This is a genomic window from Bacteriovorax sp. BSW11_IV, assembly GCF_000447755.1.
Classification (GTDB): domain Bacteria; phylum Bdellovibrionota; class Bacteriovoracia; order Bacteriovoracales; family Bacteriovoracaceae; genus BSW11-IV.
Genome location: NZ_AUNE01000045.1, coordinates 227,688 through 246,901 on the forward strand (window position 1 = coordinate 227,688; position 19,214 = coordinate 246,901).

Sequence of the window (19,214 nt, forward strand, 5' to 3'; positions counted from 1 at the left end):
GCATCTTATAGTTAACTTTCTGGGATAATCTTTTTTACTCGTAAGGAAAGAGGAATCGTAAATAAAACAAACATTAGAGTGAAAAACATTGCTAGAATGTACATTGAATTAGATAGACCGATTTTATCGATAAAAAGCCCTGTCAGGGGGCCAATTAAACAAAAACCAAGTCTGAAGAAAAGGCTAACAAGTGAATTCACTGTGGCCCTGTAGCTTGCAGGTGTTCTCCAATTGAGAGCATCCTTTAATAGAACTTGAGTGATTCCACGACTAAATTGAAATAGAAATCCAATGACAATCCCCATCACTCCAGAAAAATAGCCTATTCCCATGTAACCTGCGATAGGTAAAAGAGAAAGTGCAATAATTAGTGCACTGGCACCAACCTTTCTTTCAAAGAAGTGTACCCATTTACTGACAATGCCATGAGTGAGATTGTAAGCGGCCCAAATTATCCCAAAATAGGCAATGCTTACACCGCTGTCTTGCCAATACTTTTGATAAATCCAAACGGCTACAAAAGTCGCTAGTCCCCAAATGATCTGGTTAAAAAAGACTAATGTTAATATGTGATCTTTTTTGAAAATATGGTGAAGAATGACTTTGAAATTTTCTTTGTGCTTAGTCTTCTCCATTTTTTCAATAGGGGGCTCTACTAATGTTAAAGAAACTAAGAGTGGAAAAAAACCAACAATGAAATTTGCAATGATTACGGCCTTGAAAGAAATTAATACGAGAAGTCCTCCAATGATTGAGGCAAGTGTTTCTGCAAGAGCAGAAACAAATTGTAATTGAGAGAGGGCCTTCGATGTGTTTTCTTTTCCGGCCTTAGTGAACTCAAGACTGTCATAGAGTATTGAAATATCTGTTCCCGAAATTAAACTTAAACCAAGGGCCAATAGAATTTCATAGATTATAAAGTCCACATAGGTGTCAGCAAAAAGTAAAAATGAAAATCCTAAGGCCTCGAATATTGATCCGACTATCATTGTTTTCTTTCGACCCCATAGATCGCTTAAATAGCCAGAAGGAACTTCGAAAAGAGCAACAGTTATTCCAAATGTCGCTTGGAGCATAAAAATTTGAGACATCGTTAACCCTTTAGAAAGAAAAAAGGGAATGATGACAGGAATGATCACAAGGAACATATAGAAAAAACGAAATAAGTAGCTTTTAAGGATATTTCCTTCGAGGGACTTCATCCCATAATAGTCTGGGATGAAGCTCTATATGTCGAATAAATTTTTTGAATTGAAATAAGTTTTTTCTAACACTTGTTCAATGGAGCAATCTTTAACTTCTGCGATTTTCTCTATGATAAACGGTAAATAGAAAGGAGCATTTTCTCTACCTCTAAAGGGAATTGGCGTTAGAAATGGAGCATCCGTTTCTACAAGAATTCTTTCTAGGGGAGTGATACTCAGAACGTCTCGAACATTTTGAGCACTGTTGAAGGTAATAATTCCGTTAAAACCAATTGAGAATCCCTCTTCTAAGCAAAACTCCGCAAGCCATGTACTAGATGTAAAACTATGGATAACACCTTTTCTTTTTAGTGAATTTGAAAAATTTTTCAAGATCGCCTTAGTATCTTCATCGGCCTCTCTAGTGTGGACAACAATTGGCTTGTTGTAATCACAGGCAATTTGCAATTGTCTTTCAAAGGCATCTTTTTGCTCTTTTTCTGGAGAATTGTTGTAGTGAAAATCGAGACCAATTTCTCCAACGGCCACGACATTTTCATCTTTTAGATTTTCTAGGATGAGCGCTTCAACTTCGTCAGTATAAAGTTTCCCCTCGTGAGGGTGAAGACCTTGAGTGCAATAGATATTCCCATGGGCCCTTGCAAGCTCTAAAACTGAATTTAGATTTTCTGGTTCTACAGCAATGGTGATGATTTTTTCAACCCCAACTTCGCGGGATTTTGCGAGAATATTTTCTAATGAATCTTGTTTTAGATAGTCTAGGTGACAGTGTGTTTCGATAATTGGGAGATTCCAGTTTGGAATCTCCCTTTTTTTATTTTTGCTCATAGGCCTATTTTGCGTTTTTTAAAATGTCATCCATGATGGCATAAATTTGATTTAGTGGTCTTACACCTTCAATTTTAACACCATTTATTAGGATTGTCGGCGTAGATCTCACATTGAAAGGATTCGATTGTGAAATCAAGTCCATAACAGTCTTTTTCGTCTCTTCTTTAGTAATACACTCAGTAACGCCTTCTTTTTTTGCATAATTATCTAGCCATTCACCCGTAAGATTTGCTTGGTTCGCAAAGATATCATCGTGAACTTTTGCAAATTTTTCTGGACCTACGCAAGTTGCAAGATAAGCCCCTTTACAAGCAAGGTCGTGGAAAGGTCTATCAATCGCAGGATTACAATTCATATCCAGTGGATAGAAAACATATTGGATATTGATTTTACCAGCATATTTAGAAGCAATTTGGTGGGCCTGCTCACTAATCATTTTACAAGCAGGGCATTGAAAGTCTGAAAACATAGTCACTTGAATTGGGGCATCTTCAAATTTTTCAGAAGCGCTGGCAATTCTAAACGGACTATCTTTTGCTGGCTTTCCAAGGTTTGGAAGAGCACGGAATTGACCTACAACACTTTGTTCAATTTTACTTGCTTGCTCGCGAATTGAGTTGATATTGAACCAAAAACCACCAAAAACAAGCGCTGTTACAACTGCGTATGAAGCGAGAGGAATTGGCGCAATAAGACGGTTGTTCGAATATTTAAAGAAAATATAGAACGCTAATCCTGATAGGATGTAATACACAGTACAAAATGGGCACAGTGAACCAAGAGCAATTAAAGAGTACAGAAATAGCAGAACACATCCTGCAAAATTTACTGCAAGAACTTGGAATAATGTTCCTTCCATATCATCATTTTTAAGAGCAAACCCTACAAAGATAAAAATACCAATGAGGATTCCAAAAATTGAAATTGGTACTCCTGCGATATTTGAGGCCGCAGAATTTGTGGCCGTATCACAATTGAAAAAACTTCCAAAATCACATAGACCACTTACTGTATCTAGACCCGTTGGGAACTTAACAGCAAAATAGTGGTTTGTTAGATAAATGGATACACCAATCATGGCGGCGGCAATAAGCATAAGCAAAGCATGGATGTTAATTGTGCCTTCTCTGTACACTGATTTCGTCGTAATCATTACTTTTTCTCCAAATTTATTTTCTTACTAGAATATTCCAGTTTCGTTTTTCAGTTTTATTTAGTCGATAGCTATGAAAATTTTCGTCTGCAAAAGTACAAATTCCTGCATCCAACACTAACGAGTTTGGATAATAAGAGAGGATTTGATTTGTAACTTCTTTAAAAAGACTAAAATATAGTTTGCCATCTTTATGGGTAAAGTTGTTTTGGTTTTGAAAAATATTTGTAAATTCTTGCCCAACTTCATAGTGATTTTCACTTATATGCGGCCCAATAAAAAACAGTGTGGGCATCAGAGATGAAATCTTCTTATCGAAAAGGATCTTATTCTCTAGTCCTTTCCAACCAGCATGGATCATCGCGACGCCTTGGACGCCAATGGCCGCAATAGGGAGGCAATCTGCAGTTTTAATGGCAAGTGGCACTTTAAAGTCATGAGGTGATACAAGAGCATCACCTTCTTTGATTTCATGTGAGATAAGATGAACCTCGTTGCCGTGAACTTGCTTTACTTCATGGCATTTAAATTCAGGCCTATCGTCGTAAACTTGAAATTTATAATCCATGAGTTCTTTTTCAAAGATAAGTTTGGCCACTATTTTTTCTCCATGACTGATTTTGCCAACTCAATTACCTCAGTGAATATTGCTGGAGGCTTGGCTTCAAAGCGTAGTTTTTCACCAGTTATAGGATGAACTAGGCCAAGAACTTTCGCATGTAAAAATGGATGCTCTACATCTTTTAATAAGGCCTTAAACTCAGGTCCCAATCTTTGAAGATGTTCGGCCGGGTGTCCGTAAAGTGGATCACAGAGAATTGGGTGTTTTAATAAATCAGTTAAATGCACTCTGATTTGGTGAGTTCTTCCTGTTTCAAGAGTCATTTCCATATGAGTCATCTTGTCGTAATGGGCGAGAACTTTCCAAAAAGTAATAGCATTTTTTCCACCGCGAACATTGGCGGCCATTTTAAGACGGTTATGAGGATGGCGACCAATAGTGGACTCTAGTTTACCTGAGGCCAGCATTTTTGTTCCCATCACAAGACACTCATAGCGCCTTTCTATATCATGGGTAGAAAAAAGATTTACCAAACCCTCATGAGTTTTTTGATCTTTTGCTACAATCATAACCCCGCTTGTGCCTTTATCTAAGCGATGAACAATACCTGGTCTTTTTTGATCGCCTACACCTTTAATGTCTTTACAGTGATAAAGAATGGCATTTACTAGCGTTCCAGTATAATTTCCTGGTGCAGGATGAACGACCATGCCTTGGGGTTTATTGATAAAAACAAGATGCTCGTCTTCGTAGAGAATTTCTAATGGAATATTCTCTGGAGCTGCATCGGCCGGTCTTGGTGGAGGAATGATAATTTGAATACTCGAGCCCGCTGGAGGCATCTTTTTTAACTCTAACTTTTTTCCTTCACTACCTTCTCCATAGAAGGTAATAAGCCCTTTTTCAAAAAGGGCCTTTATAAAAGAACGACTTTGATCTTTCATTTTTTCATTTAGAAATTGATCGAGTCTTTTGAAATTGTCGTGATCAGATTCACTGATATGAAGAACTATTGAAGTGGCTTCATCGTAATCAGGATCCTCAAGAAAAGAATCAATGAGTTCAGACATTATTAGCCTTCTCTTCTGGCCTCTTTAATTCTTGATAAATAAGAATTGGCCACGAGTTCTGGGTTAAGCTTTAAGCATTTTGCGTACTGGTAAACAAAACCACGAACATATGCTGTTGCTGGTAATTGGTCAAAAGCTTCATTTTCAATATTAATTAAATAGGTCTTAGAAACTTTAGTCATTTCGGCCATGCGATTAATATCAACGTTCTTGTACTCACGAATTTCTTTGAGGAAGTCTCCAGCGAAATCAATAGTAAGTTCAATTTTTTCTTCGAAGTCTGCATTCTTATTGTAGTCGAGATTGAATTTCTTAGCGGCAACGATTTTAGTCATGCTCGTCTCTTTTTTCACAGGAGCGGTCATGCGTTGACTTTCTCTTCTCTCTCTTTCTTTAAGGTAGAGTTCTTCTTGATCAAGACTCTTAATTCCTCTTGCTTCGTTATATTGATGTCTTTTGGCTGGATCACTTAAAATTGAGTAAGCTTCATCGATAGAGGCAAGAATTTTCTCACATTCGTCCTTAGACATAAGTGAGTAAAGAGCAAGGCTGTCGTGCGAATAAGCACTTTTGGCCTGCTGATAGCCTCTTTGAATTTCCTCTTGAGTGGCAGTCGTAGGAACTTCAAGAACTTCATAATAGTTTTTGTTAGACTTATCCATGTCTAGTGATCCTTTCTATCGTGAGATATTTAAAAGTTTGTGAACGATTTGATCAAAGTTATTAACGAGTGCAGAATTTGGGAACTCCATCAAAAGAGGTCTTCTTTTTTTCACCGATTGCCAAACTGTTGCATCGTAATTGAGATAACCAGTATAATCTAAATTAATCCCAAAATATTTTTTACTAATTATTTTCATTGAAAATCCAATATCAATATCGGCCTGAGTTCTTACTTGATTGATAATGAGTTTCGGATTCAATTTTAAAATTTCATTTTGTAATTTATGTCCCATCTGTGGATTAGACTCAATAATTTTATTCACAAGATCCGCAGGTGTAGAATTTTGAGAAATTTTAGCATTCATTATTTGATCAATCATTGGTCCAATCTCAAGAAGATCTTCTGCCATAGCAAGCTTTCTATGGTAAACAGATTTTAAAAATCTATATGTGTTCTCAATAGAAGTAGGCTCAGGCAGAGCAACAAGAATTCCTTGATCAGCAGAGATAAAGAAATCTAGAGTATTGTAAGTTGTTCCAGCACCAAGATCTAGCAGAATATAATCAGCTTCGAGTTCTGTTAGCTTTGAAAGAATCTTATGCTTTTGCATCTGCTTTAGGTTTGCAATTCCGATATCGTCTTGAGCACCGCTAATAATTGAAAGATTTTCAATTGGTGTTTGAGTTAGAAGTTCGTCTAAAGTTTTTGCTTTCTTTGTTAAGTAGTCAGAGAGTGTTTTATCAGGAATTGGCACACCAAGAGTTGTGTGAAGGTTTGCCCCACCAAGGTCTAGGTCAATGGCCACTACGCGATAACCCATAAGGGCCAAGCAGATTGACAAATTGGCCGTCACAAGACTTTTTCCAACTCCACCTTTTCCACCACCAATGGCCCAAATTTTCATATTTCTGTGGCCATCTAAAAGATGCATTCCACTGTTGTCCATGTTGTCTATGTGTGTCAAAGTTATTACCTTTTCATTAAAATTGTACTAATGCTCAATATTATAGGAACAAAATCACGGAATGTAAGGGTTTAAACGTGACTTTTTTACACACGATCACTGCGTCATACACTTGCCTTAAGGTTTCATGAAAGTGTAAACTGCCGCGCGCAGCATTTTTTGAGAATGATGGAGAGAGAGATGATTGCTGATTCGACTAAATTACATAAAAGGTCTGACCTACATTTACTAAGGAAATTGTGGCATACAGTTTCAGGGCTATCGATGCTTTATGCTTATTATGCAAGCGGTGTGGATGCGAAGCTTGCTGGTAAGTACTTGGTGATCTTTGCCATCGTCGCTTATACGTTCGAAAAAATGAGGGTTCGCTCTGGCGCGCTTAATGGTCCAGTGATGAGAGTCATGGGTCCTTTTATGAGAGAGTCTGAGCGTGAAAATGTAAGTGGTCTGCCTTTCTTTGTTATGGGGGTAGGTCTTTCGTTTTTATTATTTGAAGAAGAGATTGCCATATTATCTCTTTATTTTTTAACTTTCTCTGATCCTTTGAGCTCACTTGTTGGTATTCTTTATGGCAAAGACAAAATTATGCCAAACAAGTCTTTGCAAGGAAGTGCTGCAGGTTTTATCTGTTGCTTCTTTGTGACACTCATTTATGGAATTAACTTTCTAGAGCCAAATATCAATTTAATTATTTTTGCTGTTTTTGCAGGAATTATTGGTTCTGTGTCTGAATTGTGCTCTGTTGTTGTTGATGACAATTTCACAATCCCATTCGTATCAGGATTGGGCCTAACACTACTTAATTTCTTTATTCCAATTTTTTAATGACCAATCTTTGCGTGCTTTTCTAAGCTCTCAAATGATTTAATTGCCGATAATACCCCTTTATCTTCAGTGAAGGGGTTTTCTTCTTTGAGTAATATGTTGAGCATATAAATACGTTCATTTATGGATTCATTTTCCAGCAACAGTTGTCTGAGTTCTTTATCTTGAATTAGAAACATACCGATATAATCCACCACATGGTAGATAGAAGTGAGCGTTCTTAGAAAAGCCTCTCGTTCAATGGGTTCTGCAATATTGTCTACGAGCCACTCATCAAGTATGGCCCTAAGTCTGGTGATTCGTGGGCCATGAATTTTAAGTCCATCGCTCTTATCGTAATAGCGCTCGATGAGATATGTTGGATAGGGGAGATGTTGGTGTTCCGCAATTATTTTTCCACGTCCAATGCCGCGAATAAGAACTTTTAAAGACCCATCATCGAGCTCTTCTAAGATGATAGGTCTACCAAGCCCAAAAATATTTTTCGGTTTTAATTTACCTGAGCTGTAATAGATATCGTTTTCTGCCATGGCAATGCCTAGTGCCGTACCATTTTCTATACAGTCGTGAATGAGTTGTATATAAAGGGGCTCGGCCACAAAAAGTGGTAAGGACGTGTTGGGAAAGAACACGACTCCTGGAATAGAAAGAATAGGGATAATTTCTAATTCTTTTGCCATACGCTTATTGTAAGGGAAAAGAATTGTTGAAAACGGACGATATTGCCGATTTCCATTGATTATAGTCATTTGTACTCTTTACCTTGAAATTGGGTGGATAACTTGAGAAAATCTAAGAGATGACAAATAAGACAATATAAAGAGACTAATATGTTGAATGATATCAACCCTTTGAAACCGTCATATATTTATAAGATTTGGGGCGGAGAAAAGCTGTCAAAGAAAAAGTTAGAAAGCACAAATGTTAGTGCCAACAATAATCCACTAGGAGAAACGTGGGAAGTCTCTATTCATCCAGAGGGACCATCGTTTCTTATGAATGGAGAGAATCTTAGTAATTATTACTCTGAGAATGAACTCCCATATCTCATTAAATTTATCGATACCAATGACTTTTTATCAGTTCAAGTACATCCCAATGATGAATATGCCAAAAGAGTAGAAAACTCCATTGGTAAAACTGAGTGTTGGATTATTACTGATGCTGATCCAGGTGCCGGAATTTATCTCGGTTTTGAAAATGGAGTTGATGCAACGACATTTAAAAAGGCCGTCGATGATAAAGAAGATCTCACTCCTTATTTGAAGTTTCATGAAGTAAAAAAGGGAGACCTTTTTGTCGTTCCTGCTGGAAGTATTCACGCAATTGGAAAAGGAATAACTCTTATTGAAATTCAACAAAGCTCAGGGATAACTTACAGAGTTTGGGATTGGAATAGAGTTGAAAAGGATGGGCGTCCTAGAGCTCTTCATATTGAAAAGGCCATGGATATTCTCGATTTTGCCGGTGATCACAATACTGACGAGTATTTCAAAATAAGAAAGAATTTGAATTTCTGTGAAGGCTCGAATGAGGTGCTTTCTCATAGAGACTTCAATGTTTCCTTGGTGAACCTCGACCAAGGTTTTAACAAGCATCAATTGACAGGCAAGAGGGCCGTTTCGGTTGTGTGCTTAGAGGGGAATATTAATATTTCTTCAAAAAACCAAGTACAAAAGTTAAATGCTTTTGAATCTGCTATAATAAAACTAGATGTGAACGAGCTTGAAATTTCCACTGAAGGGAGATGCTCTTATGTTTTCGTTACCTAAGTTAATCATTATTGGGCTGTGTTGTTTCTCTCTAGTTGCCTGTGACAAGGCCTCTAAAATTGAATCAACTGAAAGTTATGTCAAAGTTTTTCCTGCTGCAATGGATTTGCACAAGGAAACTATCGTCGCTTGGCATGTCGGCCCTAAAAAAGATCAAATCCTTTCTAAGGGTTTTAGGGTGAGTATCAAATTTCCAAAACTTGATACTCAGGCCTTAGATGAAATAATTAGCCGCTTCAATGTTAATTCATGGTTAGTCGTCGTCAAAAGAAGAAGTCTTGCAAGCTCTTCAATCGTCGGGCAAGTTTTTATCCCAATCTCAATTCCTGGTCGTTATACTGATTCAAAATACAGAAGACTACAGATGGAAAACGGTTTTGTTTCGGTCTATTATTCTGCGGCGGCCATATCAAAAAGGTTTGAATCTTTTCCATGCCCAGCATTGGGACATAATCGTTTAATGCAAGAAATTGAAATTGAAAAAAATTATGAAATGGAGCCGCTATTTGCAAGTCTATCAGAGCTTAGAAAAGCATCTGGTAAGGTCACTGAATTTGGATATGATTCCACTATTTTAAATGGGGGACAGTCGTTACAAGGTGATTATTCTTTTGAAATCGCACTTTATAATTCTGAGAACAAAGACATTGTATCAAATTTTATTCTTGTTCCTCACATCTTAAAAGTCACAAAAGAAGTTATTTCTGATCTTCAAGGTTGTGAAAATTTTGTAATTCCACCTGCTGATGATGAAGGCAATAAGTGGGATCAATTTAAGTGGAAAAGAAATTAAGAAAAAGAAGAGGGGGGTCAGACAAGCTGACCCTTATTTTAGTCCACAAGTAAGTGGGTAAGTGATTTCGTGACCTTTATTATTTCTAATTGAGATATAATCATTAAAATCAGAGAATGAAGATCTATTTTCAATATGAAGTTTGTGCTTCATCCCTTCGTGATTAAAATACTTCGTAAATCCAACACCAATATCTTTAGTTCTAACTCCCTCAACACTCGCTAGATCTCTTCCTTGCATGATGATCTTACTATTTTTAATCATGAAGACTTTGTTCATTCTCGGAGTCGAGCAGATAATGTCTTTAACAGCACCTAGGCTTGTAAATGAAGTTAGAAGTGTAAGTGTTAAAATTAGTGTTTTCATGTCTTTCTCCCCGCTAAAAGTAGCTACTAATACTACAGCAAGGAAGATGCCAAAAATTACGATAAGATTATAGGGACTTAGGTGAGCAGGAGTGTGTGTAAAGTTTTTGTACTGTTTAAAAAATAGACAAAAAAAGGGCCCGTTAAGGCCCCTCATATTGGAATTGTATTTAATTAGCCAACATCCTCAAAGCGGTCATCATTACGATCTGGGATGACACTACTTGCGGTAATAGACTCTTCAAAATTATCTGTCTTTTGAGGAGCTGGTGTTTTTTTCATTTCAACAACCTTCTCAGAAACTTTCGGTTGGACGGTTTTAATTTCTTGGGCCTTGACTTCAACAAAGTCATCATCACTTGGAAGCTCGTCATCATCAAAAGTTACAGATTCAAATTTTGGTTCTTCATATTTATCATTGTGTTCGAAATTCTTTTCAAAATCTTCTGCATTGAAATGTGAGGCCTTCCCTCCATTTACAATCGTCAGAAGAGAATCAACGCTCTTATTTAAAGTCTTTGCCTGGTCGTTTAGAGATTGAGCGTTTACAGATGTAGAATTGGCCATTGTCGTATTTTCCTGCGTTGACTGGTCAATATATCCCATGGCCTTATTGATTTCTGTAATTCCTTCTGATTGCTCCTTAGAGGCAACGGCCACTTGTGCAGTCATTTCATCCACTGAGACAACTTTAGTAATGATATTTTCAAGTGCATCAGAACATTCATTAGCGCTTTCTAAAGAATGCTTAACTTTCTGCTTTCCATTATCAATGAGAGATTCAATTCGTGTTCTATTTCCTTCTACCATTGTCTGAACGTTCTTTATACTTTCAGCAAGCATATTAGAAATTTCAGTTGCAGCATTACCTGAAACTTGAGCAAGGTTACCAACTTCTTCTGCAACTACAGCAAAGCCTTTTCCGTGCTCACCAGCTCTTGCCGCTTCTACTGAAGCATTAAAAGAGAGGAGTTTTGTTTGGAAAACGATATCATTGATGATCTTCGTTTTTTCACCAATCTGTGCAATTACTTTTGAGATATTTTCCATTTCATCGTTTGTTTTATCCATCTGCTTCATAATATCTTCATTACTAGCACTAACATCTTCGATTGATTTCATCATTGTCGTAACAACTTGCTTACCTTGATCAGCAGTTTGCATTAGCTCTTTTGTTAGATCCTTAGACTTCTCTGAAACGTCAACGTTTGAGCGAACCATGGCACTGATCTCATCTAATGAAGATACAGTTTCCTGGACACTTGATGCTTGGCGATTGGAAGACTCTGACAGGTCTTGGCTTGTCTTCATAAATTCTTCAGAGCTAGTGAAGACAAGGTTTGCAAAGCTTCTTAATGAAGTAACGATTGCATTTAGTTCTCTGTTCATTGGCTTTACAATAAAATAAGAAACAATTGCTAGAACTAGAACCATCAAAGCAGAGAAGATAATTGAAATATTTTTGAAAAAAGAAGCATTTGAATAAACGTAATCTGTAAGATCTTTTTGAACTTCTAAAATCGCCCCATCAACTTCAAATTCTTGATCTTCAAATTTAGATTTAAAATCTTCATTTGCTTGCCAGATACTGAAAATTTTTGAAAATTCACCATTTAAAGTATCAAAGCTTTTTGTATAGGCATCATATTTTTCAGAATATGTCGGAATATTAAGTTTTGAGAGGAGAATGGCCGTTTTTGTTTTATTTAATGCAAGCTTGTCACTAACATTAGTTTGTCTTTCAGTGAATCCCTTACTTCTTTTCCCAAGTAGTAGGCCATTAAAAGTGAACAGGACATCCTTTGTATTAATCATTCCATCTTTTAGAAGAGAAAGTAATTCTTCTTTATCTGGACTTAGTGTGTCTCCCGCCTTTCTTGCTGCTTCTTTTTCTGCTTCAATCTTTGCAATGATTTCACTTAGAGCGCCTGTCATATTATAAACCGAAGAAACTGTGATATTTTCGTTTTTCTTCATTTCTACGGTTTTTACTGAAATGCCTTCGAAAATTTTATTTTTCTTAGCGAGTTCAGTTTCTAGGGCGAGTAATTTTTTGGCGATATTGTCGTTGGTTTCTGTTTTCTTGATGGTGGCGAGAATTTCATTCGCCTTTGTTTGTTCATCAAGGATGGCCTTCAAGTAAGTTTCGTCGTGGTTCAAAAGAAATTCTACACGAAGAATTTTTTCTTGATCTAGTTTAGAAATTAGGGATTTTAAATCTTTTTCTATGGCGAACGTTTTGTCAGTTTTCTTTGTTAGAAAGAAATTTGTACCAGCAACAAAAAGAACGCTAAACATTCCGAGTGCGGCCAAAGAGTAAACCTTAAACGACAGGCTTAGCTTATTGCCATTTGATAATCCCATATTCCCAATCCTATTTATGAAGTTTAGTCACCACATTATATAACGACTCATCTTTTTATCGGATTTGGGGGATTTGGTTTTAGAGATATTTTGTTTGCTGGTATAAAATTTTGAATAATTCCACGATTTTGAGGCAAATTATAGGAATTCTTCATCTATTTCCCCGTCATAAATTTCGATTTCATCTCCATTTGATGACCAAGAGTCAATTAGCTCACTAGGGATATTTGGGTCAATTTTTCGGGCGTAAGGACAGTGACGGCAGCCACTTTTACAGCAGTGGCCTCTTTTTAAGTGATAGAGCTCCGTAAAGACCATAAGTCCATCATCATTAATGTAATAGTCTTCCCCCTCTACAAGGGTCATATTCTTGCTCATGGAGTTAATTTAATAATGGAGGCGGGGAAAGGCAATAAAAAAGGCCTTCAATTCTGAAGGCCGCTTGTGTGTGCGAGATTTTTAAATCTTTATCATTCTTCCTTTTCCATCCATGTGAGTCTGATGAAAAAGGAGCCAAAAAGTATCTAACTTGAGACCAGTCGTAAAGAGGTAAGTCAAAAAATTGAGTTTAACTTGAGAATAGTGGTCAGTTTTTTTTCTGCTTAGTAAAAGTTCTCATGACTTGTGAACTTTATGACGCCCAAGTACAATAAGGAAAATAATTAAAATTGACGAGGAAATTAAAAATGGAAAAGGTTTGGTACAAAAATTACCAGCAGGGCGTTCCTAGAGAAATTAATCCTGACCAGTACAACTCAATCCCAGAAATTCTGGAAAAAAGCTTCGAGAAGTTTAAAAACAAAGGGGCCTTTCATAATATGGGGTCAACCCTTACTTATGGTGAGATTGAGAGGCTTTCAAGAAAATTTGCTTCTTATTTGCAAAATGATCTGAAACTTCAAAAGGGTGATCGTGTCGCGATAATGATGCCAAATATTCTTCAGTATCCGATTGCACTTTTTGGAGTATTAAGAGCAGGGATGACGGCCGTAAACGTAAATCCACTTTATACTTCAAGAGAGCTTGAGCACCAACTAAAAGACTCTGGAGCGAAAGTTATTGTGATTTTTGAAAATTCTGCAAAGACTCTACAGGATATTTTACCTAATACACCAGTTGAGCATGTCATCACTACTCAAATTGGTGATATGTTAAAATTTCCAAAATCATTAATTGTAAATTTTGTTATTAAGCACGTTAAGAAAATGGTTCCTGCTTGGGATATTCCAAACAATATTCCATTTTTAAAAGTGATTCAATCAGCTGACGAGTCACAATTTAAAAAAGTTGAAATCTCAGGTGATCAAAGTGCTTTCTTGCAATACACTGGTGGTACAACTGGTGTAGCGAAAGGAGCGGAGCTTACTCATAGAAATATGGTTGCGAACCTATTACAAGCAAAGTCTTGGATTGACCCAGTCACAACAGAAGGTGGCGAGATCATTATTACAGCTCTTCCGCTTTACCATATCTTTTCTTTGACTGCGAACTGCTTTACATTCTCTTATCTTGGAGGATTAAACGTTCTTATAACAAACCCAAGAGATATTCCTGGATTTGTTAAAGAGCTTTCTAAGTGGAAGTTCACAGCAGTTACAGGTGTTAATACACTTTTTAATGCACTTTTAAATAATGAAGGTTTTAGAGCTCTTGATTTTTCTAGTTTAAAGCTAACTCTTGGCGGTGGTATGGCCGTTCAAAAAGCAGTTGCTGAGAAATGGAAAGAAGTTACAAAAAAACCACTTATTGAAGCTTACGGATTAACTGAAACAGCTCCTGCTGCTTGTATCAATCCACTTAACTTAAAAGACTATAATGGAAGTATTGGTCTTCCTGTTTCTTCGACAGATGTGTGTGTAAAAGATGATGATGAAAACACTCTAGCAGTTGGTGAAATCGGAGAGATTTGTATTAAAGGCCCTCAAGTAATGAAAGGTTACTGGAATAGACCTGAGGAAACAGCTAAGGTTATGACTAAAGATGGTTTCTTTAAGACTGGTGATATCGGTATGATGGACGCGGAAGGTTTTTTCAAAATTGTCGATCGTAAAAAAGATATGATTCTAGTTTCTGGATTCAACGTATATCCGAATGAAGTAGAGGAAGTTGTTGTAGAACATCCAAAAGTTTTCGAATGTGCTGCTGTCGGTTTTCCAGATGAGAAAAGTGGTGAAGTTGTTAAACTTTTCATTGTTAAGAAAGACGAGTCATTAACTGTAGATGAGCTCAAAGCATTTTGTCGTGAAAATCTTACGGGATACAAAGTTCCAAAACTATATGAGTTTAGGGATGAGCTACCTAAGTCAAATGTTGGTAAGATCCTTCGTAAGGACCTGCGCGGTCAATAAAATCCACTCAATTGTAGCTTAAATAGAGAAGTGTCCAATTTTTGGACACTTCTTTTTTTTAATCACCCTGGCCACTTCTAGGTCTCACTAATTCCTTAATTTTATTAATTTCACACCATCTTAAATTGGCATTCATTTTGCTTTATAAGTACTTATACAACTCGGGGGAGTCTATGTATAAGAAAGTTAAAAAGCTTCTTACATTTATCATCGTTTACACTTGTTCATTGCAGATGGCATTTGCAGGTATTAACTTTCGTTCTCCTTCAAGCACATCGCAGGCCGATTTAGATCTATTCGTAAAAAGAGTTGAAAACTATAAAAAAACAATCAAAGGGTATGAGAAGCCAAACGACTGTAAAGAAGAAGAGGCCAGACCTGATTTCGATTTCTCAGGAAGTTTTGAAAATATTATTTCAAGTGATGGTGTTTCTGATGAAGCTTTCTTTAGCGAGATGAAGAAAAGACATCAATTGAGTTGTGATGCTAAATCTAAAAATGAAGATCCAAAAGCAGCAGTAGCAAAACAATCATGTCAGAAAGAAAAAGTGAAAGGACTTATCGATGCTCTGGTTGAAGTCGTTAATAAGGACGAAGCAAAGCTTGTAAGATTCAACTCTTCATACAATTCGCAAATTGCAGAGGCGAAGAGATATGCTGAAAATATTAAAGAAATTCTTGCTTCTGATTTAGATGAAGATCAAAAGAAAACTTTTCTATTCTCTTATATTCACAATGTTCTTCTTCCTCTTAGAGACTTAGTAGCTTTCATGAGAGTTTATAACAACTCAATTGTTCCAGCTAAAATCTTCAAGGGTCTATATCCGATAATCGATGCAGATCTTATTGAAAGTGAAGAAGATCTTCAAAAGTTAAAACTAGGAATTGATCCCTATAAGGATCCAGTTCACTTTATCGTTTCAAACAATGGTGATGAAGTTACAATTGCATTTGATGAATATAAAATGGTTGAAAGAGATATTTCTGTTCTTATGATGGCCCCAACTGCCAAGTCATACTTTCAAGCACTTCGATGGATGACAATTCAGATGATGCTTACACAAGTTAAAAACTATGATGTTCTTCTTGGTAAAGCAGATGATCTTATTTTAGTACCAAAAGCATGTCAGCAAAAAGTTGAAAATGGTTCGTTGCCAGCAACTGTTGAAATTAAAATTAACGAAAAAATTAAAGATAATTATGCAGAAGCTCTTGTGGCCAATCTTGGCTATATCGATTCTGAATATGGTCAGTTTTTTAGAGAATATTATATTGAAAATGCAAATTCTGATGCCGTAATTGATGGACATAGTGGACTTGTACCTTTCGAAGAATATCAATTGGCCAAACAATATACTCAGAAAAAAGAAAGAGGGATTTTTACTCCTGTTTTAGACGATATTACTCATTTTGAAAAAATCATTACTCTTAAAATGCAAGCAGCAGCTGATCGCCTTAAAACTAAAGAAGAAGCTGAACTATTCTCAAAGATCGTTTCAGCTCCAAAAGAAACTGAGTATTACGAGGTTGTTGTTAATGGTGAGAAAGAACTAATCCAACCATATTCAATGAACTTGTCTCCATATATGGCAGAGCTTATGCAAAGAAAGGGAACATTAGATGTTTCTGAAATTATTCCAAGCGATGTTGCTAGAGCAATGGAGAAGAGAAAAGTTAAAATTTCATTTCCATCTTTTAATACAAATTCATTTTGGAGAAATTGGGCGCTGAGAAAGCTCGCAGAAAAACTGGCAATCCTTGAAAAAGGATCAAAAGAATATGGCACAATCACTTTTGCTCTAACTAATTTTTGCGGCATAGGCTATGGGATGAAGTACATGAATCCTGTATGTATGTCTTCTAAGAATAAAATTGATGCTCTCAAAGAAATGCTAAATTCAGTAGTTTCACAAGAGGAAGGATATTTGCCAGTAAGACGTCTTAAAGAAGAAGAACTAGACAAGGTATATGCTATGTACGCCCTCGTTTGGACAACTTTGAGAGATAAGACATCTATGTTTCCGGAAGCAAACACAAATGAAAAAGAATTTTTATTAAGCCAACTTGAGGCCAATAATCCATGGGCCAGAGTAAGGTTGTCGTACCTTCTAGCTGAGTATGAACTCTCTGGCTTTGTAAGAGATATGTTAAAAGGTGAAAACTACTATTCATGTTTATGGAGAAGTGTTGCAACTAATTTTGGTAATATTAAGGCCGCTGCGAAAAAAGTCGGGATTAATAAGACTCTTATACCTTTTTATGGTGATAATCTTCTTTCAAAAGATGAAAAAGAATATGTGTGGAACAAAATTATTGAAGAAAAAAATAAAGAAACAGAACAAATTCTATCTTCTCGAAATTCGAAAGAAGAGTTCTTCTCAATTTTTGAAAATCTAAGTTATGAAACTGCACTAGGGGCAAATGACGTAGAGAAATTCACGAGAACTCATTTAGATGAAAATTTAAGTGAAAAAACATGGGAAGAGATCAATACAGTTCTTTCAACAGTAGAAGCTGAAAGAATTCAACAACTAGGTGATATTTTCAAGGCAAAAGGTGACCTTTCTAAGCAAGAGGAGCTTTTCGCTTCATATGCAAAAGATTTTGGTGTGGCATCTCAATATGATGTTAAAGACGATTTTTTAGCATTAGAAAATGCAATTAAAAAACCAATTTATCTTGAGCTAGTTTCTAAAGCAGCTCAAATGAAGAAAAATTCTCTCTTAAATCAAATGACAAAGCTTTGTGTCACTGATCTTAATGATCACGAACAATTGAAGAGATTTTTCTATGGAACAGCTAAGGTTCAAGGTCGTTTGAACTCGATGTTAGGATTACCAAGTGTACCTGCAGAAGTTTCTGAGCAAATTGATAAATGGACGACAGCTGATACAATTGATTTAACTGTAGGTATCGGAGCTCCGTTACTTGCGATTTCAGTAGTTCTACTATCTGGAACTTGTATTGCCGCAACTGGTGGTTTATGTGCAGCGTTTGTTCTTGGAGCAGGTACTGCTGGTGTGGGTTTACAGTCATGGTTAGCAACACGTGAATATGGAAAATTTCAAAGATCTAAAGATCATGTGGCCTTCGTTCAGGGAATGGAAGATTTTGGTTTAACTGATGTAGGATCAACAGATGAAGTCTCTGTTTCATGGGGATGGGCAGCTTTTGAGGCCATTAGTGTTATCCCTCTATTAGGAACAGTTGGACGCTCGATTAAAATGGGATCAAGCTTATTAAAAGTTTCTTCGAAATCAGTTGCTGGAAATCAGCATTTATCTAAACTTGCTCAAAAAGAATTACTTAGAGAGTCAGGTGGAACTGTAACTGAAGAAATTCAAACTGATTTTGCTCGCCAGGTTCTTGGTTTTAAAAAATCTGAGCTTTTACCAGAGTTGGAAAGAGTAGCGAATGAAAAACAAGCTGCCGAACTTGTCGATAAGATTAGAAATCTACGTTCACTCCAATCACAAGGGTTAATCTCTAAAGGTGATTTGGAAGAGGCAATCGTCCGCATTAGAAAAGAACTAGCTAAAAATAGTGATGATATTGCTCAAAACCTATACCGTTACAACGCTGATGAAATTGTTGATCTGTCACACACCGCAATTAATGATCAAACAGTTAAAGTTGTAGCGAAGTATTTTAATGATAATACAAGAGAGTTCTTAACTTTCTTAAAATCATACGATCAAAGATTGTTCTCTGATTCATCAAAGCTTGCACTTTTTAGAATGAAGAATATGAAGATGAAAAATGGAACATATACAAGTAAGATCTTAAATTTCTTCCGTGAAATGCGTTATGGTCACATGGGTCGTCATGCCACTAAAGTAAAGAAAATGATTAAGGAATTAAAGAAGAATCCTGACATCAATCTTTCAAAGTATATTGAAGAGAATATTGATGAGCTAACAGATTTCTTTGTAGATGTTTCATCAAGAAAAAGAGAATGGCCATATATGATGTTCTTGCAAGGTGGCCCACACATTGGTGGATTACTTTCAGGAAAAAGAGCTTCGTTCCAATTTCTTGCCGATGGTATCATCATGAGAAAATTCTTCAACGCAAGAGCTAGACTTGTTCTTGAATCAACGAAGAAAGAGGCCCGTGATATTTTAGGACTTGCTCCAAATGTTAGAGCAGATAGAGCTGTTGAAGTCGTTCGCGCTTTCAATGAATCAGTGGCATCGGCAGCATTGAAGATGCCGCAAAAAGAAGCGATAGCACTAGCTGAAGCTTATGGTAAATTACAAAAAGAAGTTTCCCAGGAAATCCTAAATGGAAACTATAAT

Annotated in this window: 16 protein-coding genes; 5 read left to right on the top strand and 11 right to left on the bottom strand. The window is 36.5% G+C overall.

From position 1 onward, the window contains the following. Window positions 1-11: 11 nt before the first annotated feature. The 7 genes from M899_RS13005 to M899_RS13035 are packed head-to-tail and all read right to left on the bottom strand — an operon-like array spanning window position 12 to window position 6,431. Window positions 12-1,202 carry an MFS transporter gene (locus tag M899_RS13005; RefSeq protein ID WP_021271819.1) on the bottom strand — a complete coding sequence of 397 codons (1,191 nt, stop codon included), beginning with the start codon at window positions 1,200-1,202 and terminating at the stop codon, window positions 12-14. Window positions 1,203-1,226: 24 nt separating this feature from the next. Then, window positions 1,227-2,033 carry a TatD family hydrolase gene (locus tag M899_RS13010; RefSeq protein ID WP_021271892.1) on the bottom strand — a complete coding sequence of 269 codons (807 nt, stop codon included), beginning with the start codon at window positions 2,031-2,033 and terminating at the stop codon, window positions 1,227-1,229. A gap of 4 nt (window positions 2,034-2,037) precedes the next feature. Beyond that, on the bottom strand, window positions 2,038-3,189 hold the full coding sequence (locus tag M899_RS13015) for a vitamin K epoxide reductase/DsbA family protein (RefSeq protein WP_021271827.1): 1,152 nt from the start codon (window positions 3,187-3,189) through the stop codon (window positions 2,038-2,040). Window positions 3,190-3,205: 16 nt separating this feature from the next. Further along, on the bottom strand, window positions 3,206-3,787 hold the full coding sequence (locus M899_RS13020) for a polyphenol oxidase family protein (RefSeq protein WP_021271871.1): 582 nt from the start codon (window positions 3,785-3,787) through the stop codon (window positions 3,206-3,208). After that, entirely contained in the window at window positions 3,787-4,821 is a 1,035-nt protein-coding gene (locus M899_RS13025; protein WP_021271840.1) for an RluA family pseudouridine synthase, read from the bottom strand. Before M899_RS13025 ends, M899_RS13020 begins: the two co-directional genes overlap by 1 nt. 2 nt (window positions 4,822-4,823) lie before the next feature. After that, window positions 4,824-5,483: a helix-turn-helix domain-containing protein gene (locus tag M899_RS13030; protein ID WP_021271937.1), complete on the bottom strand. Its 660-nt coding sequence runs from the start codon at window positions 5,481-5,483 to the stop codon at window positions 4,824-4,826. Window positions 5,484-5,498: 15 nt separating this feature from the next. Beyond that, window positions 5,499-6,431, bottom strand: a complete 933-nt coding sequence (locus M899_RS13035; protein ID WP_081653834.1) for a P-loop NTPase — start codon at window positions 6,429-6,431, stop codon at window positions 5,499-5,501. A 282-nt stretch (window positions 6,432-6,713) separates the two neighbouring features. Here M899_RS13035 and M899_RS13040 point away from each other — a divergent pair, with 282 nt between their 5' ends. Then, window positions 6,714-7,274: a diacylglycerol/polyprenol kinase family protein gene (locus M899_RS13040; protein ID WP_021271879.1), complete on the top strand. Its 561-nt coding sequence runs from the start codon at window positions 6,714-6,716 to the stop codon at window positions 7,272-7,274. Here the strand turns inward: M899_RS13040 and M899_RS13045 are convergent. Continuing rightward, window positions 7,271-7,954, bottom strand: coding sequence for an LON peptidase substrate-binding domain-containing protein (locus M899_RS13045; RefSeq protein WP_196801771.1), 684 nt, complete (start codon window positions 7,952-7,954; stop codon window positions 7,271-7,273). The two genes, M899_RS13040 and M899_RS13045, sit on opposite strands and share 4 nt — an antisense overlap. A 150-nt stretch (window positions 7,955-8,104) precedes the next feature. Here M899_RS13045 and M899_RS13050 point away from each other — a divergent pair, with 150 nt between their 5' ends. Then, window positions 8,105-9,046, top strand: a complete 942-nt coding sequence (locus M899_RS13050) for a type I phosphomannose isomerase catalytic subunit (RefSeq protein WP_021271788.1) — start codon at window positions 8,105-8,107, stop codon at window positions 9,044-9,046. Continuing rightward, window positions 9,030-9,839, top strand: coding sequence for a hypothetical protein (locus M899_RS13055; protein ID WP_021271726.1), 810 nt, complete (start codon window positions 9,030-9,032; stop codon window positions 9,837-9,839). The genes M899_RS13050 and M899_RS13055 overlap by 17 nt, the downstream gene beginning before the upstream one ends. Before the next feature lie 33 nt (window positions 9,840-9,872). On the opposite strand, the gene M899_RS13060 is transcribed toward M899_RS13055, so the two are convergent. The 3 genes from M899_RS13060 to M899_RS13070 form a co-directional block, all read right to left on the bottom strand. Further along, the gene (locus tag M899_RS13060) at window positions 9,873-10,205 is read right to left on the bottom strand and encodes a hypothetical protein (protein WP_021271832.1); all 333 of its coding nucleotides are present in this window, start codon (window positions 10,203-10,205) and stop codon (window positions 9,873-9,875) included. Between the two features lie 173 nt (window positions 10,206-10,378). Continuing rightward, the gene (locus M899_RS17910) at window positions 10,379-12,568 is read right to left on the bottom strand and encodes a methyl-accepting chemotaxis protein (RefSeq protein WP_021271790.1); all 2,190 of its coding nucleotides are present in this window, start codon (window positions 12,566-12,568) and stop codon (window positions 10,379-10,381) included. Window positions 12,569-12,706: 138 nt separating this feature from the next. Continuing rightward, window positions 12,707-12,946: a DUF5522 domain-containing protein gene (locus tag M899_RS13070; protein ID WP_081653835.1), complete on the bottom strand. Its 240-nt coding sequence runs from the start codon at window positions 12,944-12,946 to the stop codon at window positions 12,707-12,709. Between the two features lie 308 nt (window positions 12,947-13,254). Between M899_RS13070 and M899_RS13075 the strand changes: the two genes are divergently transcribed. Beyond that, the gene (locus M899_RS13075; RefSeq protein WP_021271767.1) at window positions 13,255-14,916 is read left to right on the top strand and encodes a long-chain-fatty-acid--CoA ligase; all 1,662 of its coding nucleotides are present in this window, start codon (window positions 13,255-13,257) and stop codon (window positions 14,914-14,916) included. A gap of 173 nt (window positions 14,917-15,089) precedes the next feature. Next, window positions 15,090-19,214: hypothetical protein (locus tag M899_RS13080; protein WP_021271862.1), on the top strand; the 4,125-nt coding region annotated here is incomplete at its 3' end.